The 14,010-nt window shown below is 61.8% G+C and carries 12 protein-coding genes; 7 read left to right on the forward strand and 5 right to left on the reverse strand.

Annotation, left to right across the window (positions count from 1 at the left end; translation table 11 throughout):
• Positions 1 to 11: 11 nt before the first annotated feature.
• Positions 12 to 1,436 (reverse strand): serine hydrolase, encoded by a 1,425-nt coding sequence (locus J3O30_RS15390; RefSeq protein ID WP_207581143.1) that lies wholly within the window; start codon positions 1,434 to 1,436, stop codon positions 12 to 14.
• A gap of 189 nt (positions 1,437 to 1,625) precedes the next feature.
• Between J3O30_RS15390 and J3O30_RS15395 the strand changes: the two genes are divergently transcribed.
• The 5 genes from J3O30_RS15395 to J3O30_RS15415 all read left to right on the forward strand — a co-directional run bounded on the left by J3O30_RS15395 (position 1,626) and on the right by J3O30_RS15415 (position 6,798).
• On the forward strand, positions 1,626 to 2,870 hold the full coding sequence (locus J3O30_RS15395; protein ID WP_207581144.1) for a DUF3419 family protein: 1,245 nt from the start codon (positions 1,626 to 1,628) through the stop codon (positions 2,868 to 2,870).
• Entirely contained in the window at positions 2,867 to 3,541 is a 675-nt protein-coding gene (locus J3O30_RS15400) for a class I SAM-dependent methyltransferase (RefSeq protein ID WP_207581145.1), read from the forward strand. The genes J3O30_RS15395 and J3O30_RS15400 overlap by 4 nt, the downstream gene beginning before the upstream one ends.
• 125 nt (positions 3,542 to 3,666) lie before the next feature.
• Positions 3,667 to 4,464: a GH25 family lysozyme gene (locus tag J3O30_RS15405; protein WP_207581146.1), complete on the forward strand. Its 798-nt coding sequence runs from the start codon at positions 3,667 to 3,669 to the stop codon at positions 4,462 to 4,464.
• A gap of 81 nt (positions 4,465 to 4,545) precedes the next feature.
• Positions 4,546 to 5,763 carry a lytic murein transglycosylase gene (locus J3O30_RS15410; protein ID WP_207581147.1) on the forward strand — a complete coding sequence of 406 codons (1,218 nt, stop codon included), beginning with the start codon at positions 4,546 to 4,548 and terminating at the stop codon, positions 5,761 to 5,763.
• Between the two features lie 129 nt (positions 5,764 to 5,892).
• A complete protein-coding gene (locus tag J3O30_RS15415; RefSeq protein ID WP_207581148.1) occupies positions 5,893 to 6,798 on the forward strand; it encodes a DMT family transporter in 906 nt (301 codons plus the stop codon).
• Between the two features lie 459 nt (positions 6,799 to 7,257).
• Here the strand turns inward: J3O30_RS15415 and metF are convergent, their stop codons facing one another.
• The 4 genes from metF to J3O30_RS15435 form a co-directional block, all read right to left on the reverse strand.
• Positions 7,258 to 8,160: a methylenetetrahydrofolate reductase [NAD(P)H] gene (metF, locus tag J3O30_RS15420; protein WP_207581149.1), complete on the reverse strand. Its 903-nt coding sequence runs from the start codon at positions 8,158 to 8,160 to the stop codon at positions 7,258 to 7,260.
• Position 8,161: 1 nt separating this feature from the next.
• Positions 8,162 to 9,187, reverse strand: a complete 1,026-nt coding sequence (locus J3O30_RS15425; RefSeq protein WP_207581150.1) for a metalloregulator ArsR/SmtB family transcription factor — start codon at positions 9,185 to 9,187, stop codon at positions 8,162 to 8,164.
• Positions 9,188 to 9,348: 161 nt separating this feature from the next.
• Positions 9,349 to 10,998, reverse strand: coding sequence for an energy-dependent translational throttle protein EttA (gene ettA, locus J3O30_RS15430; protein ID WP_207581151.1), 1,650 nt, complete (start codon positions 10,996 to 10,998; stop codon positions 9,349 to 9,351).
• Positions 10,999 to 11,095: 97 nt separating this feature from the next.
• Positions 11,096 to 11,836: a ribonuclease gene (locus J3O30_RS15435; RefSeq protein ID WP_207581152.1), complete on the reverse strand. Its 741-nt coding sequence runs from the start codon at positions 11,834 to 11,836 to the stop codon at positions 11,096 to 11,098.
• A gap of 255 nt (positions 11,837 to 12,091) precedes the next feature.
• Between J3O30_RS15435 and J3O30_RS15440 the strand changes: the two genes are divergently transcribed.
• Positions 12,092 to 13,036 (forward strand): alpha/beta hydrolase, encoded by a 945-nt coding sequence (locus J3O30_RS15440; RefSeq protein WP_207581153.1) that lies wholly within the window; start codon positions 12,092 to 12,094, stop codon positions 13,034 to 13,036.
• A gap of 17 nt (positions 13,037 to 13,053) precedes the next feature.
• Positions 13,054 to 14,010, forward strand: a complete 957-nt coding sequence (locus J3O30_RS15445) for a DMT family transporter (protein WP_207581154.1) — start codon at positions 13,054 to 13,056, stop codon at positions 14,008 to 14,010.

The following is a 14,010-nucleotide window of genomic DNA, read 5'->3' on the forward strand; positions in this document are numbered from 1 at the left end:
ACGAAGGCCGCCTATGGCTGCGGCTGCGCTGGCCGTTGCGATCCCGCCTGCTGTTGTGGCTCTCCCGGTTGCGGCAAGGTCGCCAGGACCGCCTTGAGAAGCGTCTGCGGCTGATAACCGAGCCGGCTCGGCGTCAGCCCGAGCCGGATGACGACCAGATTGGCGGACGGCACGATCGCCATGCTCTGCCCGTCATGCCCCGTCAGCCAGAATGTATCCTCGGGCAGCCCGAACTTGGCACTCGGGCCGCCGGGCGCGAGCCAAGCCTGGCCCTGCGTATAGCGGCCGTTCGACGCTGCCGTCGGCGTGCGCATGGCGCCGACAAAACCTTCCGGCAATAGCCGTTGACCGTCCCAGATTCCATCCTGCAGCAGGAACTGGCCGAAGCGCGCCCAGTCACGCGCCGTCGCGTAGAGATAGGAGCTTCCGGCGAACGTGCCGCGCGCATCGAGTTCGAACACGGCGCTGGTCATGCCGAGCGGCGAAAACAACGCGTCATCAGGATAGGAAAAGGCCGCCTGTGCATGGCCGACCCTGTCCATCCAGATGCGCGACAAGAGCACCGCGGTGCCGCTCGAATAGCGGAAGCGCTTACCCGGCGCTGCCTCCAGCGGTGCGTTGGCCGGCAGCGACACCATGTCGGGGTCAAGATAAAGCATGCGCGTCACATCGGCGACATCACCATAATCCTCGTTGAAGGCAAGTCCGCTCTCCATGCCGAGCAGGTCGGAGACCTTGATCCTGGCGCGCGCATCGTTCTTCCACTGCGCCAGCAGATTGTCGTCGTCGAATGAGATCTTGCCGTCGAGCATCAGCCGGCCAAGGATCGCAGCATTCACCGTCTTCGTCATCGACCAGCCGATCAGCGGTGTCTTCGCCGAGAAGCCGGCGCCATAAGTTTCGGCGACGATGCGGCCGTTGCGCAACACCACGATCGCCCGCATGGCCGGGCCGGCTACTCTCTCATCGGCAAGCAGGGCGGCGATCTTCCCGTCCGGCCGATCGCCGGCGCCGTCACCCTCCGGCCACAAAGCCTCGTTCACCTCCGCTCTGGCCGACGCATTGAAAGGCACCGCATTCGCCGCCGCCTCGAAATTGCCGTCCGGCACGCTCGTGCAGCCGAAAGCGCCACGATAGAGCGCATAACTCGGCGCAAACAGTCCCATGAAGCGCGCCGTCACACGATCGCCGTCGCGGTCGACACTGACTCGCACCAGCCGCAGCAGCGGATTTCCGGGCGCCTGGACATCATCATGGAGCACTTCCTCGGCCTCCCGGCCGGCGATGAAGACGTTGGAGCAGATGATCTTGGCGGCATAGCCGTCGCCGACACGTAGCAATTCCGGCGGCTGGACGAAGAGCCAGCCGGCGACGCCGATGACGGCGAGAACGACAAGGAGAGCAAGCGCCTTCGGCATACGCAGGACAAATCGCATGGCATTCCTCCATGCCCGAGAGAAGCAGGAATCGCACGCGCCGGAAAGGGGCCGCGGCGGAGAAGAGCCGTCATTGCGATCACTTTACCAGGAGGGCGATCACTCCGGAGAACGGCGCCCACAGCCCACGTCATCAAACTGTAGCAGTGGCGCGCTACACGCCCTGAACGCTAAAAAGGTGACAGACTCATGTCAGAATTTGCACCGGATGCCGGCTTCCGCAAGAACCGGAAACTCAAGGACGCCCTTCTCCGCCACAAGGCTTTTTCGAAGGATGGTTTTTCCGAGCGTCTCTTCGGCCTTCTCTTCTCCGGCCTCGTCTATCCGCAGATCTGGGAGGATCCGGATCTCGACATGCAGGCGATGGAGCTGAAGCCCAACCACCGCATCGTCACCATCGGCTCCGGCGGCTGCAACATGCTCGCCTATCTCTCCAAGGCGCCGGCCTCGATCGACGTCGTCGATCTCAATCCGCACCACATCGCGCTGAACCGCCTGAAGCTTGCCGCCTTCAAGCACCTTCCCGGCCATTCCGACCTCGTCCGTTTCCTGGCGATGCCGAACGAGAAGTCGAACAGCCGCGCCTACGACCAGCATCTCGCCGCCAAGCTAGACGAGGCGACCCGCAGTTATTGGAACGGCCGCAAGTTCGGCCGCCGCCGCGTTACCGTCTTCGACCGCAACATCTACGAAACCGGCCTGCTCGGCCGCTTCATCGGCGCAGCCCACCTTCTTGCCCGCCTGCATGGCGTCAAGCTGCGCGAGATGACCAAGACCCGCTCGATCCGAGAGCAGCGCCAGTTCTTCGAAGAGCAGATCGCGCCGCTGTTCGAAAAGCCGGTCGTGCGCTGGATCACCGGCCGCAAGAGCTCGCTCTTCGGCCTCGGCATTCCACCGCAGCAATATGACGAGCTCGCCAGCCTCGCCGCTGACCATTCGATCGCAGCGGTGCTGAAGCACCGCCTGGAAAAACTCGCCTGTCATTTCCCGATGCGCGACAACTATTTCGCCTGGCAGGCCTTCGGCCGTCGCTACGGTACCGAAGAGGAAGGTCCGCTGCCGACCTATCTGAAATCGGAGCATTACGAGGTGATCCGCGCCAATATCGACCGCGTCAACGTCCATCATGCAAGCTTCACCGAGCTTCTGGCCCGCGAGCCGGCCGCCTCGCGCGACCGCTACATCCTGCTCGACGCGCAGGACTGGATGACGGACGAGCAGTTGAACGACGTCTGGCGGGAAATCACCCGCACGGCGCGTGATGGCGCCCACGTAATCTTCCGCACCGCGGCCGAGAAGAGCATCATCGAAGGCCGCCTGTCTTCCTCGATCCGCGACCAGTGGGATTATTTCGAGGAGAAATCGCGTGAGCTGACGGCGCTCGATCGCTCGGCAATCTACGGCGGTTTCCACATCTACGGGAAGAAGGCGTGAGCAAGGTCGACACCGAGACGGCAGGAAAGAGCGGCGAACATGCCAGCCTGATGGATGGCATGTACCGCTATCAGCGCCATATCTACGACCTGACCCGCAAATATTACCTTCTCGGTCGTGACAGCACGATCCGCAATCTCGACGTGCCCGAGGGCGGCACCCTGCTTGAAGTGGGCTGCGGCACCGGGCGTAACATGGCCTTCGCTCATCGGCATTTCCCGACCGCGAAGCTGTTCGGCCTCGACATTTCCCAGGAAATGCTGATTTCGGCGCGCAAGACCTTCGCCACCAAGGCGACCATCCCGGAATTCCGCGTCGCCGACGCCACGGCGTTCACGCCGCGCGAATTCGGCGTCAGCGGCTTCGACCGCATCCTGATCTCCTATACCCTATCGATGATCCCCGACTGGGAGCGCGCCGTCGATGCGTCGATCGCCGCACTCAACCCCGGCGGCCAGCTGCACATCGTCGATTTCGGCCAGCAGGAGGGCCTGCCCGGCTGGTTCCGCCACATGCTGCAGTCATGGCTTGCGAAATTCCACGTCACCCCGCGCCTCGATCTGCGCGACGTCCTGGAAGCGCAAGCCCATGAAAACAACGCGAGATTGCTGTTCGGTACCGTCGGCGGCGGTTATGCCTGGCGGGCGGCTATTATCAGCAAGCGCTCATAATTCACTTGAAACTAACCGAATTTTTACGTTGATATGGTGAAAAGAGGGTTATCCTCTGCCGACTCGTCTTTTTCGAAGGTCAGGCTGTGGGGCAAAGAGATCATTCGAGTTACGACGGGACGCCCATGCGCCGGCTTTTGTTTTGCGTTTTGCCCCTGGCCATCCTGTTGGCCGGCTGCTCCTCCTCCGGGTATGACTATCTCGAAACGGCATCGATCAAGCCGAAGATGCGTTTCAAGGATACGGATCCGCAGGATTTCGGCCCCAAGCATCCGCAACAGAACCAAGTCCATGGGATCGACATCTCCAAGTGGCAGGGCGATATCGACTGGGCGACGGTGAAGAATTCCGGCGTCGCCTTCGCCTTCATCAAGGCGACCGAAGGCAAGGACAGGGTCGATCCGCGTTTCGACGAATACTGGCGCGAGGCCCGCGCCGCTGGCATCCCGCATGCGCCCTATCATTTCTATTATTTCTGCTCCTCGGCCGATCAGCAGGCCGACTGGTTCATCCGCAACGTGCCGAAGGAGGCCATGCGCCTGCCGCCGGTGCTCGATGTCGAATGGAACGCAGAATCGAAGACCTGCCGCTATCGTCCCGATCCGGAAACCGTGCGCGCCGAAATGCAGCGATTCATGGACCGGCTGGAGGCCTATTACGGCAAACGCCCGATCATCTACACCTCGGTCGATTTCCACCGGGATAATCTGGCCGGCTACTTCCAGGACTATCATTTCTGGGTCCGTTCGGTGGCAAAACACCCCGAGGTGACCTATTCCGACCGCCGCTGGGCCTTCTGGCAATATACCTCGACCGGCGTCATTCCCGGCATCAGCGGTCCCACCGATATCAATGTCTTTGCCGGCAGTGCAAAGAACTGGAACAATTGGGTTGCGGCCGTTTCCAAGGATAGAAATTCTTAGTAACGTCTTCCGATGTTTCTTGCTTCCGTCACATTCCTCTGTGAAAGCGACGGCAATCTTTTTGATATAAGGACCGCATCCATGCACCGCTCGCTCACAAGCCGCTCTGCACTCGCTCTTCTGTTTGCCCTCGCCCTCGCCGGCGGAGCAGCCGCCCAGCAGGCGCCGGACGCAGCCGCGGCAGCGCCCTGCGGCGGCGATCTCTCCGCCTTCCTTGAAGGCGTCAAGAAGGATGCGGTTGCCGCTGGCGCAAGTGCGGCAGCCGCCGACGCAGCCTTCGCCGGCGCCGAGATCGATCCCAAAGTTCTGAGCCGGGATCGGGCCCAGGGCGTCTTCAAGCAGACCTTCCTCGAATTCTCCCAGCGCACCGTCAGCCAGGCCCGCCTCGACATCGGCCGCCAGAAGATGAAGCAATATGCCGAGGTCTTTGCCCGCGCCGAACAGGAATTCGGCGTTCCCTCCGGCGTCATCACTGCCTTCTGGGCGATGGAAACCGATTTCGGCGCCGTCCAGGGCGATTTCAATACCCGCAATGCTCTGGTGACGCTGTCGCATGATTGCCGCCGCCCCGAACTCTTCCGCCCGCAGCTGATCGCCCTCGTCGAGATGGTTCAGCACGGCGACCTCGACCCCGCTACCAATACCGGCGCCTGGGCCGGCGAAATCGGCCAGGTGCAGATGCTGCCGCGCGACATCATCGCCTATGGCATGGACGGCGACGGCGACGGCCATATCCGCCTGAAGCAGAGCGGCCCGGATGCCATCCTGACGGCAGCGAAATTCATCCAACATCTCGGCTTCGAACGCGGCCAGCCCTGGCTGCAGGAAGTGACCGTGCCGGATAACCTGCCCTGGGAAAAATCGGGCCTCGGCGGCACGATGAAGGCCGGCGAGTGGTTCGCGCTCGGCGTCAAGCCGCGCGACGGAAATACCGCCTTCGGCAATCTCGAAGGCGATCTGGTGCTGCCGCAGGGCCGCATGGGACCGGCCTTCGTCGCCTACCCGAATTTCAAGATCTATCTCGAATGGAACAAGTCGTTCATCTACACGACATCGGCCGCCTATTTCGGGACGCGTCTTTCGGGCGCCGAGCCCTATCTCAAGGGCGTGCCGGAACAGGGACTCGCCAGCGACCAGATGAAGGCGCTGCAGACCAAATTGCAGTCGCTTGGCCACGATGTCGGCGAGATCGATGGCATCCTCGGCTCCGGCACGCGTGTCGCTATCCAGAAGGAGCAGCAGCGCCTCGGCATGCCGGCCGACGGCTGGGCCACACCTGCCCTTCTCAACGCTCTCTGATCACCGCTGACACCTAACGCCGCCCACTTCGCAAGAAACGGGTGGCGCGGTCCGCCGTCTGCGCTAAGCATCAGATCTGAAGCGGGTGCCGGTCTTCGTAAACGACCGGCTTACGGTGGAGGAAGCGGCGTGGACAGCAGAATGAATGCCTGGACCTGGGGCCTGCTGGTCCTGCTCGGTCTGATCTGGGGCGGCTCCTTCTTCTTTGCCCGTATTGCCGTCCATCACGTGCCGCCGCTCACCCTCGTCTTCCTCAGGCTGCTGCTCGCAGCGCTTGCGCTGCATGTCTATATCGCCGGCCGTTTCGACGTCTATTCGACCCTCAAGGCCCGCTGGCGCGAATTCCTGACCCTCGGGCTCATCAACAATGCCCTGCCGCATGCGCTGATCTTCTTCGGCCAAACCCGCATCGGTGCCGGCCTTGCGGCGATCCTGAATGCGACGACGCCGATCTGGACCGTACTCATCGCCAACTATTTCACGTCGGACGAAAAGCTGTCACCGGCAAAGATCACCGGCTGCCTCGTCGGCCTCACCGGGACGATCGTGCTGATCGGCCCCGGCATGTCGGCTGGCGGCGAGGCGCCGCTCTGGGCACTGCTTCTCCCCGTGCTTGCCGCGATCTCCTACGGCTTTGCCGCCACGTACGGCAAGCGATTCAAGAATGTTCCAGCCCCGGTCACTGCTGCCGGCCAGTTGACCGCCTCCTCGCTGATCGCGCTGCCGCTGTCGCTGCTCTCAGATCGCCCCTGGGCGCTGGCCGCCCCGCCGCTCGAAGCGCTGCTTGCCATCCTGGCACTGGCGCTGCTGTCGACCGCTTTTGGCTATATCCTCTATTTCCGGATTATGGCGGCGGCCGGCGCCACCAACGCCTCGCTCGTCACCCTGCTGGTGCCGCCGAGCGCCATCCTCCTCGGCGTTCTTTTCCTTGATGAAAGCCCGGCACTCGGCGAATTCGCCGGCATGGCGCTGATCGGTTTCGGCCTCGTCATTCTCGACGGCCGGGTCTATCGCCTGCTGGCGAAGACCACCTGATACCGGTTGCGAATTCCGCATGTTTTCAACCGGTTGCCCGGTCGCCATGTTTTGGGCGCATAGGTAAATCCGCACTCGCCGGATTTAACGGCATGTTAAAATCTGTGAACAAAATTTCATCGAAAATAATACAATACTTTCAATCGCTTGATTAAATTCTGCTCAGCTTATCCACCGCATCGTTCTGCAGCGCAGCATAGAATCTGCTTCCCAACCGACATATTTCAGACATATTATTGGCCGGTTAACGCGAGGAGACAGACATGGGACTCACGCAATCCTTGAATGTTCTGTTGGTCAGTGCAGCGTTTGCTTTCGTCTTGTCCATGCTCTTCATCTGAGCCGGCCGAGGAAAGCGGAATGACTGGTAGCACCTGAACTCCCCAATAGCTGATCAAGCCGCCAAAGAAAAAGCGCATGTCCCGCCCGACATGCGCTTTTCACTTTCGAGCTGAAAAATCAGGCGGCCGCGCCAGCACTTTTTGCCGCCCCGCGGGAAAGGCCGAGATTGTCGAGCACAGCACAAACCAGCGGCGCACGGTTCATCGTATAAAGATGAAAGTCACGGATGCCGCGCCGAACGAGATCCTCGATCTGCTCGGCGGCGACATCGGCTGCGACCTTCGCCCGCTCTTCGGGCTTGTCGTCGAAGCCGGCGAAGCGCTCATCGAGGAAGTTCGGGATGACGGTGCCGCAGGCGCCGGCGAAACGCTTCAGCTGCGTCAGGTTCTGGATCGGCATGATGCCGGGCACAACGGGGATCGAGATGCCGGCCGCACGCACTCGTTCCAGGTAGCGTTCGAAATTGTCGTTGTCGAAGAAGAACTGCGTCAGCGCCCGGTCGGCGCCATTGTCTGCCTTGCGCTTCAGCATCTCGATATCGGCAGTCGTATCGCGGCTTTCCGGGTGTTTTTCCGGATAGGCGGAAACCGAAATCTCGAAATCGCCGATCTCCTTGAGGCCGGCCACCAGCTCCGCTGCGTTGGCGTAACCGCCGGGATGCGGCTGATAGGGCGCGCCGGCGCCGCCGGGCGCATCGCCGCGCAACGCAACGAAATGCGTCACGCCAGCCTTGCGGAATGTATCGATCACCTGATGCGTCTCTTCCTTCGTCGCGCCGACGCAGGTGAGATGCGAAGCGGTGGCGAGCGGCGTCTTCGACAGAAACCGCGAGACGGCAGTCAGCGTCGGCGCCTTGGTGGTGCCGCCTGCGCCATAGGTCACCGAGACGAAATCCGGGTCCCAGTCCTGCAGTTCGCTGACCGTCTGCCAGAGCTGACCTTCCATCTCTTCGGATTTCGGCGGGAAGAATTCGAAAGAGATCCCGATGTTGCGGCCGCGTGCCTCGTTATTCAAAGCCATGTCATACTCTCCCGGCAAAGGTAGGTTCGGCGCCTTCGCTTGTCTGCGAAGCCATGAGGCGCCTCGGGTCGCGCGCGAGCCAGACGGTGACCGTCAACCCTTGCCCGCTTGGCTGACCCGGATGAAGATCGACGATCTGCTCGACGTCGAGCCCGGCCCTGCGCAGCCAGTCGGATATCGCCTGGTGCGAAAAACCGAGACGGACATGCGCATGCTCGTCGCGAAGATATTCGAGCGTGTGCGGCGCAAGGTCGATGACCACGAGTCGGCCGCCCGGCCGGAGCATGCGCGCCGCTTCCGCGATCGCAATCTCCGGCTGATCGAAGAAATGCAGCACCTGATGGATCGTCACCAGATCGAAATCCTGGCCCTCGAACGGCAGGTTCAGGATATCGGCGTGGCGCACGGTGGCTTTGGTGATGCGGGACTTGTCCAGATTGGCGCGCGCCACACTCAACATGTCACGGCTGGCATCGACGCCGACCGCCCGGCGGTAGAGCCCGGAAAGCAGTTCGAGGATGCGGCCGGTGCCGGTGCCGAGATCGAGCAGCGAGTCGATCGGCTGGCCGCCGAGCAGCCGGATGACGGCCGCATCGACCTCCTCGTCGGCCGCATGCAGGCGGCGAAGCTCGTCCCATTCCGCCGCGTTGCGGCTGAAATAGGCCTGTGCCCGCTCGGCGCGCTGGCGCTTGACCTGCGACAGCCGTTCGCCGTCGCGAAGAACGGTCGGATCGTTTTCGGAGACATGCTTCAGCAATGCCCGAACGAGCATTGCCGCCTTGCCGTCCTGCTTGAGGCGGAAATAGGCCCAGGCGCCTTCCTGGTAGCGTTCGATCAGTTCGGCCTCGCCGAGCAGCTTCAGATGGCGGGAGATGCGGGGCTGGGATTGGCCGAGAATTTCGGTAAGATCGGTCACCGTCAAGTCGCCGCCGTCGAGAAGCGCCAGAAGCCGCAGACGCGTCGGCTCGCCGGCCGCCTTCAAGACGTCCACCAGCGCATCCAGTCCAAGCTTCAAGGGTTCACTCATCTTCGGTCCAATCAAGATATAAAGATATCTTTATGTGATTTGAAAGACGGTGACAAGCGTCAATTCGCGCTCCCGCGAAATTGCCTGCTCAAATTGCGACAGGCCAGACGTGAAAAAGCCCCGGCCGAACCGGGGCTTTTTGACTGGAAAAACGGCTGCGATCAGCGCGTCAGGCGCTTATGGGCCTGGCTGCCCGGGTTGAGCGCGTCGGGGCCAAGGCGACGAACCTTGTCCTGTTCATAATCTTCGAAGTTGCCTTCGAACCATTCGACATGGCCCTCGCCTTCGAAAGCCAGAATGTGGGTCGCCAGACGGTCGAGGAACATGCGATCGTGGCTGATGATGATGGCGCAGCCGGCAAACGCCTCCAGCGCGCTTTCCAGTGCACCGAGGGTTTCCGTATCGAGGTCGTTGGTCGGTTCGTCGAGCAGCAGAACGTTGCCGCCGGCCTTCAGCATCTTGGCAAGGTGAACGCGGTTGCGCTGGCCACCCGAGAGATTGCCGACCTTCTGCTGTTGATCGCCGCCCTTGAAGTTGAAGGCGCCGCAATAGGCTCTGGAGTTCATATCGAACTTGCCGAGCTTGATGATTTCCGCGCCGCCTGAAATTTCCTCCCAGACGGTCTTGCTGCCGTCAAGCGCATCGCGGCTCTGATCGACATAACCGAGGTGGACCGTCTCACCGATGCGGACCGATCCCGCATCCGGTGTCTCCTGGCCGGTGATCATGCGGAACAGCGTCGTCTTGCCGGCGCCGTTCGGGCCGATGATGCCGACGATGCCGCCCGGCGGCAGCTTGATCGACAGGTCGTTGATCAGCGTGCGGCCCTCGAAACCCTTGGTGATGCCTTCCATCTCGATGACCACCTGGCCGAGGCGCTCGCTGACCGGGATAATGATCTGCGCGTCGCCGGGACGCTGCTTTTCGGCCGCCTCCACCAGTTGTTCGTAGGACTTGATACGCGCCTTGGATTTTGCCTGACGCGCCTTCGGGCTGGAGGCGATCCATTCCTGTTCGCGGCTGATCGCCTTCTGGCGGCCGGCCTCTTCCCGGTTTTCCTGCTGCATGCGCTTGGCCTTGGCGAGCAGGTAGGCCGAATAGTTACCTTCGTAGGGAATGCCACGGCCGCGGTCGAGTTCGAGGATCCATCCGGTGACGTTGTCGAGGAAGTAGCGATCATGGGTGATCATCATCACGGCGCCCGGATAGTCGCGCAGATGTTTTTCGAGCCAGGCAATCGTCTCGGCGTCGAGGTGGTTGGTCGGTTCGTCGAGCAGCAGCAGATCCGGCTGCGAAAGCAGCAGCCGGCAGAGAGCTATACGGCGGCGCTCACCACCGGAAAGGCTGGTGACATCGGCGTCGCGCGGCGGGCAGCGCAGGGCTTCCATGGCCATCTCGACCTGACTTTCCAGATCCCAAAGGTTCTGGCTGTCGATAATGTCCTGAAGCTTCGATCCCTCTTCCGCCGTCTCGTCGGAATAGTTCATCATCAGTTCATTGTAGCGCTCGAGCACCGCCGTCTTCGAAGCAACGCCTTCCATGACGTTCTCGAACACCGTCTTGTTGGCATCGAGGTGCGGCTCCTGCTCGAGGTAGCCGACTGTCGCTCCTTCGGCGAGCCAGGCTTCGCCGGTAAATTCCGTGTCTTGACCGGCGATGATGCGCAGCACCGTGGATTTGCCGGCGCCGTTCGGTCCGAGGATACCGATCTTGGCATCGGGGTAGAAGGAGAGGTGGATATTCTCCAGGATCTTCTTGTTGCCATAGGCCTTGTTGAGGCCGGACATATGATAGATGAACTGACGTGCCATGCTGCGCTGCTCCGGGCGGAAAACTTCGATCGTGCCGCTATGTAGGCGAAACAGCGCCTGCGGGCAACGCCGAAACCCGGTTACTCAGGATTTCCGGTCAAAAGCCCGCAGCATCGACGACGCCCTCGTCGCAGCCGAAGGAGGTTTTCCCCGCCCCCTGGATCAGATCGGCAAGCCCGGCGCTTTTCGCCGACGCCGCCCCGGCGGCCTCCGAAAGCCCGATGGTCAACCCGCTGATCATCTTGACATTGCCGGCCCGCCGGCAGCTCATCTTGACGCGCTCGCCGGCGCCCGGCCCGAAGCTCTTGTCGAAAGCTGCCTTGATCGCCTCGGCCTTGACCTGCTTGCCGATATTGGCGGCGAAAAGATCGCGCACGGCCGAGGTATTGAGCGCGCCGAGGAGATGCACGCCGACGCCGAAATAATCTTCGGCGCTCATTTTCGTGCAGGTGCCGTGTTTTGTCCACTCATGCCGTTCCAGACCGGATTGCGTCCCGGGCATGGCCTTTGCGAGCGCCGCCTGCGTCTCCGCCGAAAGCGTGACCGCCGGCAACGTGTTCCAGCTGCCGTCCTTATCGGCGGCCTTCTGCTCGGCGTTGACGTCGCAATAATTCTGTCGCATCGGCCAGAGCCCGTGCAAGGAAAAATTCGTCGCATCGGGGCGCTCGCCGGTCTGGCTCGCACATTCGGCCTTCTTCTGGTTCGTTTGGCAGAAAGCCGGCTGCCAGCTTGCTGAAAGAATAAAACGGGTGCGCCCGCCGGCCTCCTGCGCCACGGCGGCGCCGGCAACAACCATCGAAACGGCGAACGTCAAGGTACGTAACTGCATGCTGCTCATTTCAACCCCCAAAAAAGAACAATACAGGAACAAATAAGCACGAAGATCGAAAGCCCGCAACCCTGAATCGTAGCGTTCCCGCATTTTGTTATCGGATAACTCAAGGCTCGGTGTTGCATTTGCCTTCAGCGCCGCGCGTCTTTTCAGACGCGCAAAGGACGCTGCAGCACATTGCTGCTGCATAATTCCTTAAATCGATTCCGATTTAAGGAATTATGCAGTGCGATCTGGTCTGTTCCTGCAAGGAGGATCCAGATGTTTTCTGAAACGCAAAAGCTCACCGTGCCGGGGGCGTCGCTTGCCTATCACCATATCGAGGCCGCCGGCCCGGCGCGCGGCATCCTGTTGATATCGCACGGCCTCGCCGAACATTCGAAACGCTATCGCGCTTTCGCAGAGGCTATGACGGCGCGCGGCTATCACGTCTATGCCCATGACCACCGCGGCCACGGCGAGACGACGGCCCCCGACGCGCCGATCGGCCGCTTCGCCCGGCGGGACGGCGTCGACAGAGTGATCGGCGACGTCATCGCCATGCGCGCTCACGCTGCCTTGCGCCATCCTGGCCTGCCGGTGATCCTCTTCGGCCATTCGATGGGCGGCCTGATCGCCCTCAATGCCGCCGTCACGGCGCCTGTCGATTTCGACGCCGTCGCCGTCTGGAATTCGAATTTCGCCGTCGGTCTCGCCGGCCGCGCCGCCCAGGCGATCCTGCTTGCCGAGCGCATGCTGAAGGGCTCCGACGTGCCGAGCGGCCTCCTGCCGAAACTCACCTTCGGCGCCTGGGGAAAGTCGATTCCGGGATGCCGCACCGAGTTCGACTGGCTCTCGCGCCTTCCCGACGAAGTCGACAAATATATCACCGATCCGCTCTGCGGCTTCGACGCCTCGGTCTCTCTCTGGCTTGATCTTTTCGACCTGACTTTTCGCGCCCCGCAGAAGCGCCATCTGGATCGGCTGCCGCGCCACATGCCAATCCATCTGGTCGGCGGCGGTGAAGACCCGGCGACGGCGCGTGGAAAAGCCATCGTCTGGCTGTCAAACCATTTGAAAGCCCGGGGCTTCTCTCGTATCAGCACTGAGATATATCAGGGCATGCGGCATGAGACGCTGAACGAGATCGGCGCAGAAGCGGCAACCGCAGCCTTCGCGGACTGGTGCGACGAGGCCGTCGCCAGACCCCGAGCGGCCAGATCCTGAGCAACAAGGATTTCATCATGAGCAACACCACTGCCCGCCCCATATCGTCCAACCCCGACGTGACCACAGGGCTTGCGCTGATGTTTCTTTCGGTAATGGTCTCGCCGCTCATCGACATCTTCGCCAAGCTTGCCGTCGTCACGATCCCGTCCGCCGAGATCACCGCCGCCCGCTTTGCCCTACAGGCGCTCTGCATGCTACCGATCGTCATATGGCGGCGCAGCTTCACCGACTTCTCCTGGCGCCAGAGCCTTTTCCATGCCATCCGCGGCGCGATCATAACGGTCTCGATGATCTCCTTCGTCACCACGCTGAAATATATGGCCGTCGCCGACGCGATTGCGATCTTCTTCGTCGAGCCGATCGTGCTGACCATTCTCGGCGGCATTTTCCTGAAGGAAACGATCGGCTGGCGGCGCTATACCGCCTGCGGCGTCGGCTTCTTCGGGGCAATGCTGATCATCCAGCCGAGTTTCAGCGAAGTCGGCTACGTCGCGCTCCTGCCCGTCCTCAGCGCGCTCTGCATCGCGATCTTCGTACTGATGACCCGCGTCCTCTCGCACCGGGAAGATCCCTGGGCGATGCAGTTCCAGATGGGCATCTGGGGCCTCATCTTCTGCGCCATCCTGCTTTTTGCGGGCGAAGGAAGCGGTTCCGATCTCTTCGATCCCGTCATGCCTGAAGGCAGCGCCTGGTTCTACCTCGCCGGGGTCGGCGCCATGGCCGCGATAGCGGGCATCTTCGGCGTCTATGCCTATCGTGCAGCACCGGCCTCGACGCTGGCGCCGCTGCAATATTTCGAGATCGTCTCGGCGACGATCTTCGCCTGGCTTGTTTTCGGCGACTTTCCGGATGCGGTCAAATGGCTCGGCATCATGATCATCATGGCGTCGGGCTTCTACATCCTCTGGCGCGAGCGCCGCTTTGCTTCAAAGCCTGTATCCGATACATCTGAGGCGACACTGGCGCCGTAG

Source organism: Rhizobium sp. NZLR1, from assembly GCF_017357385.1.
GTDB lineage: Bacteria > Pseudomonadota > Alphaproteobacteria > Rhizobiales > Rhizobiaceae > Rhizobium.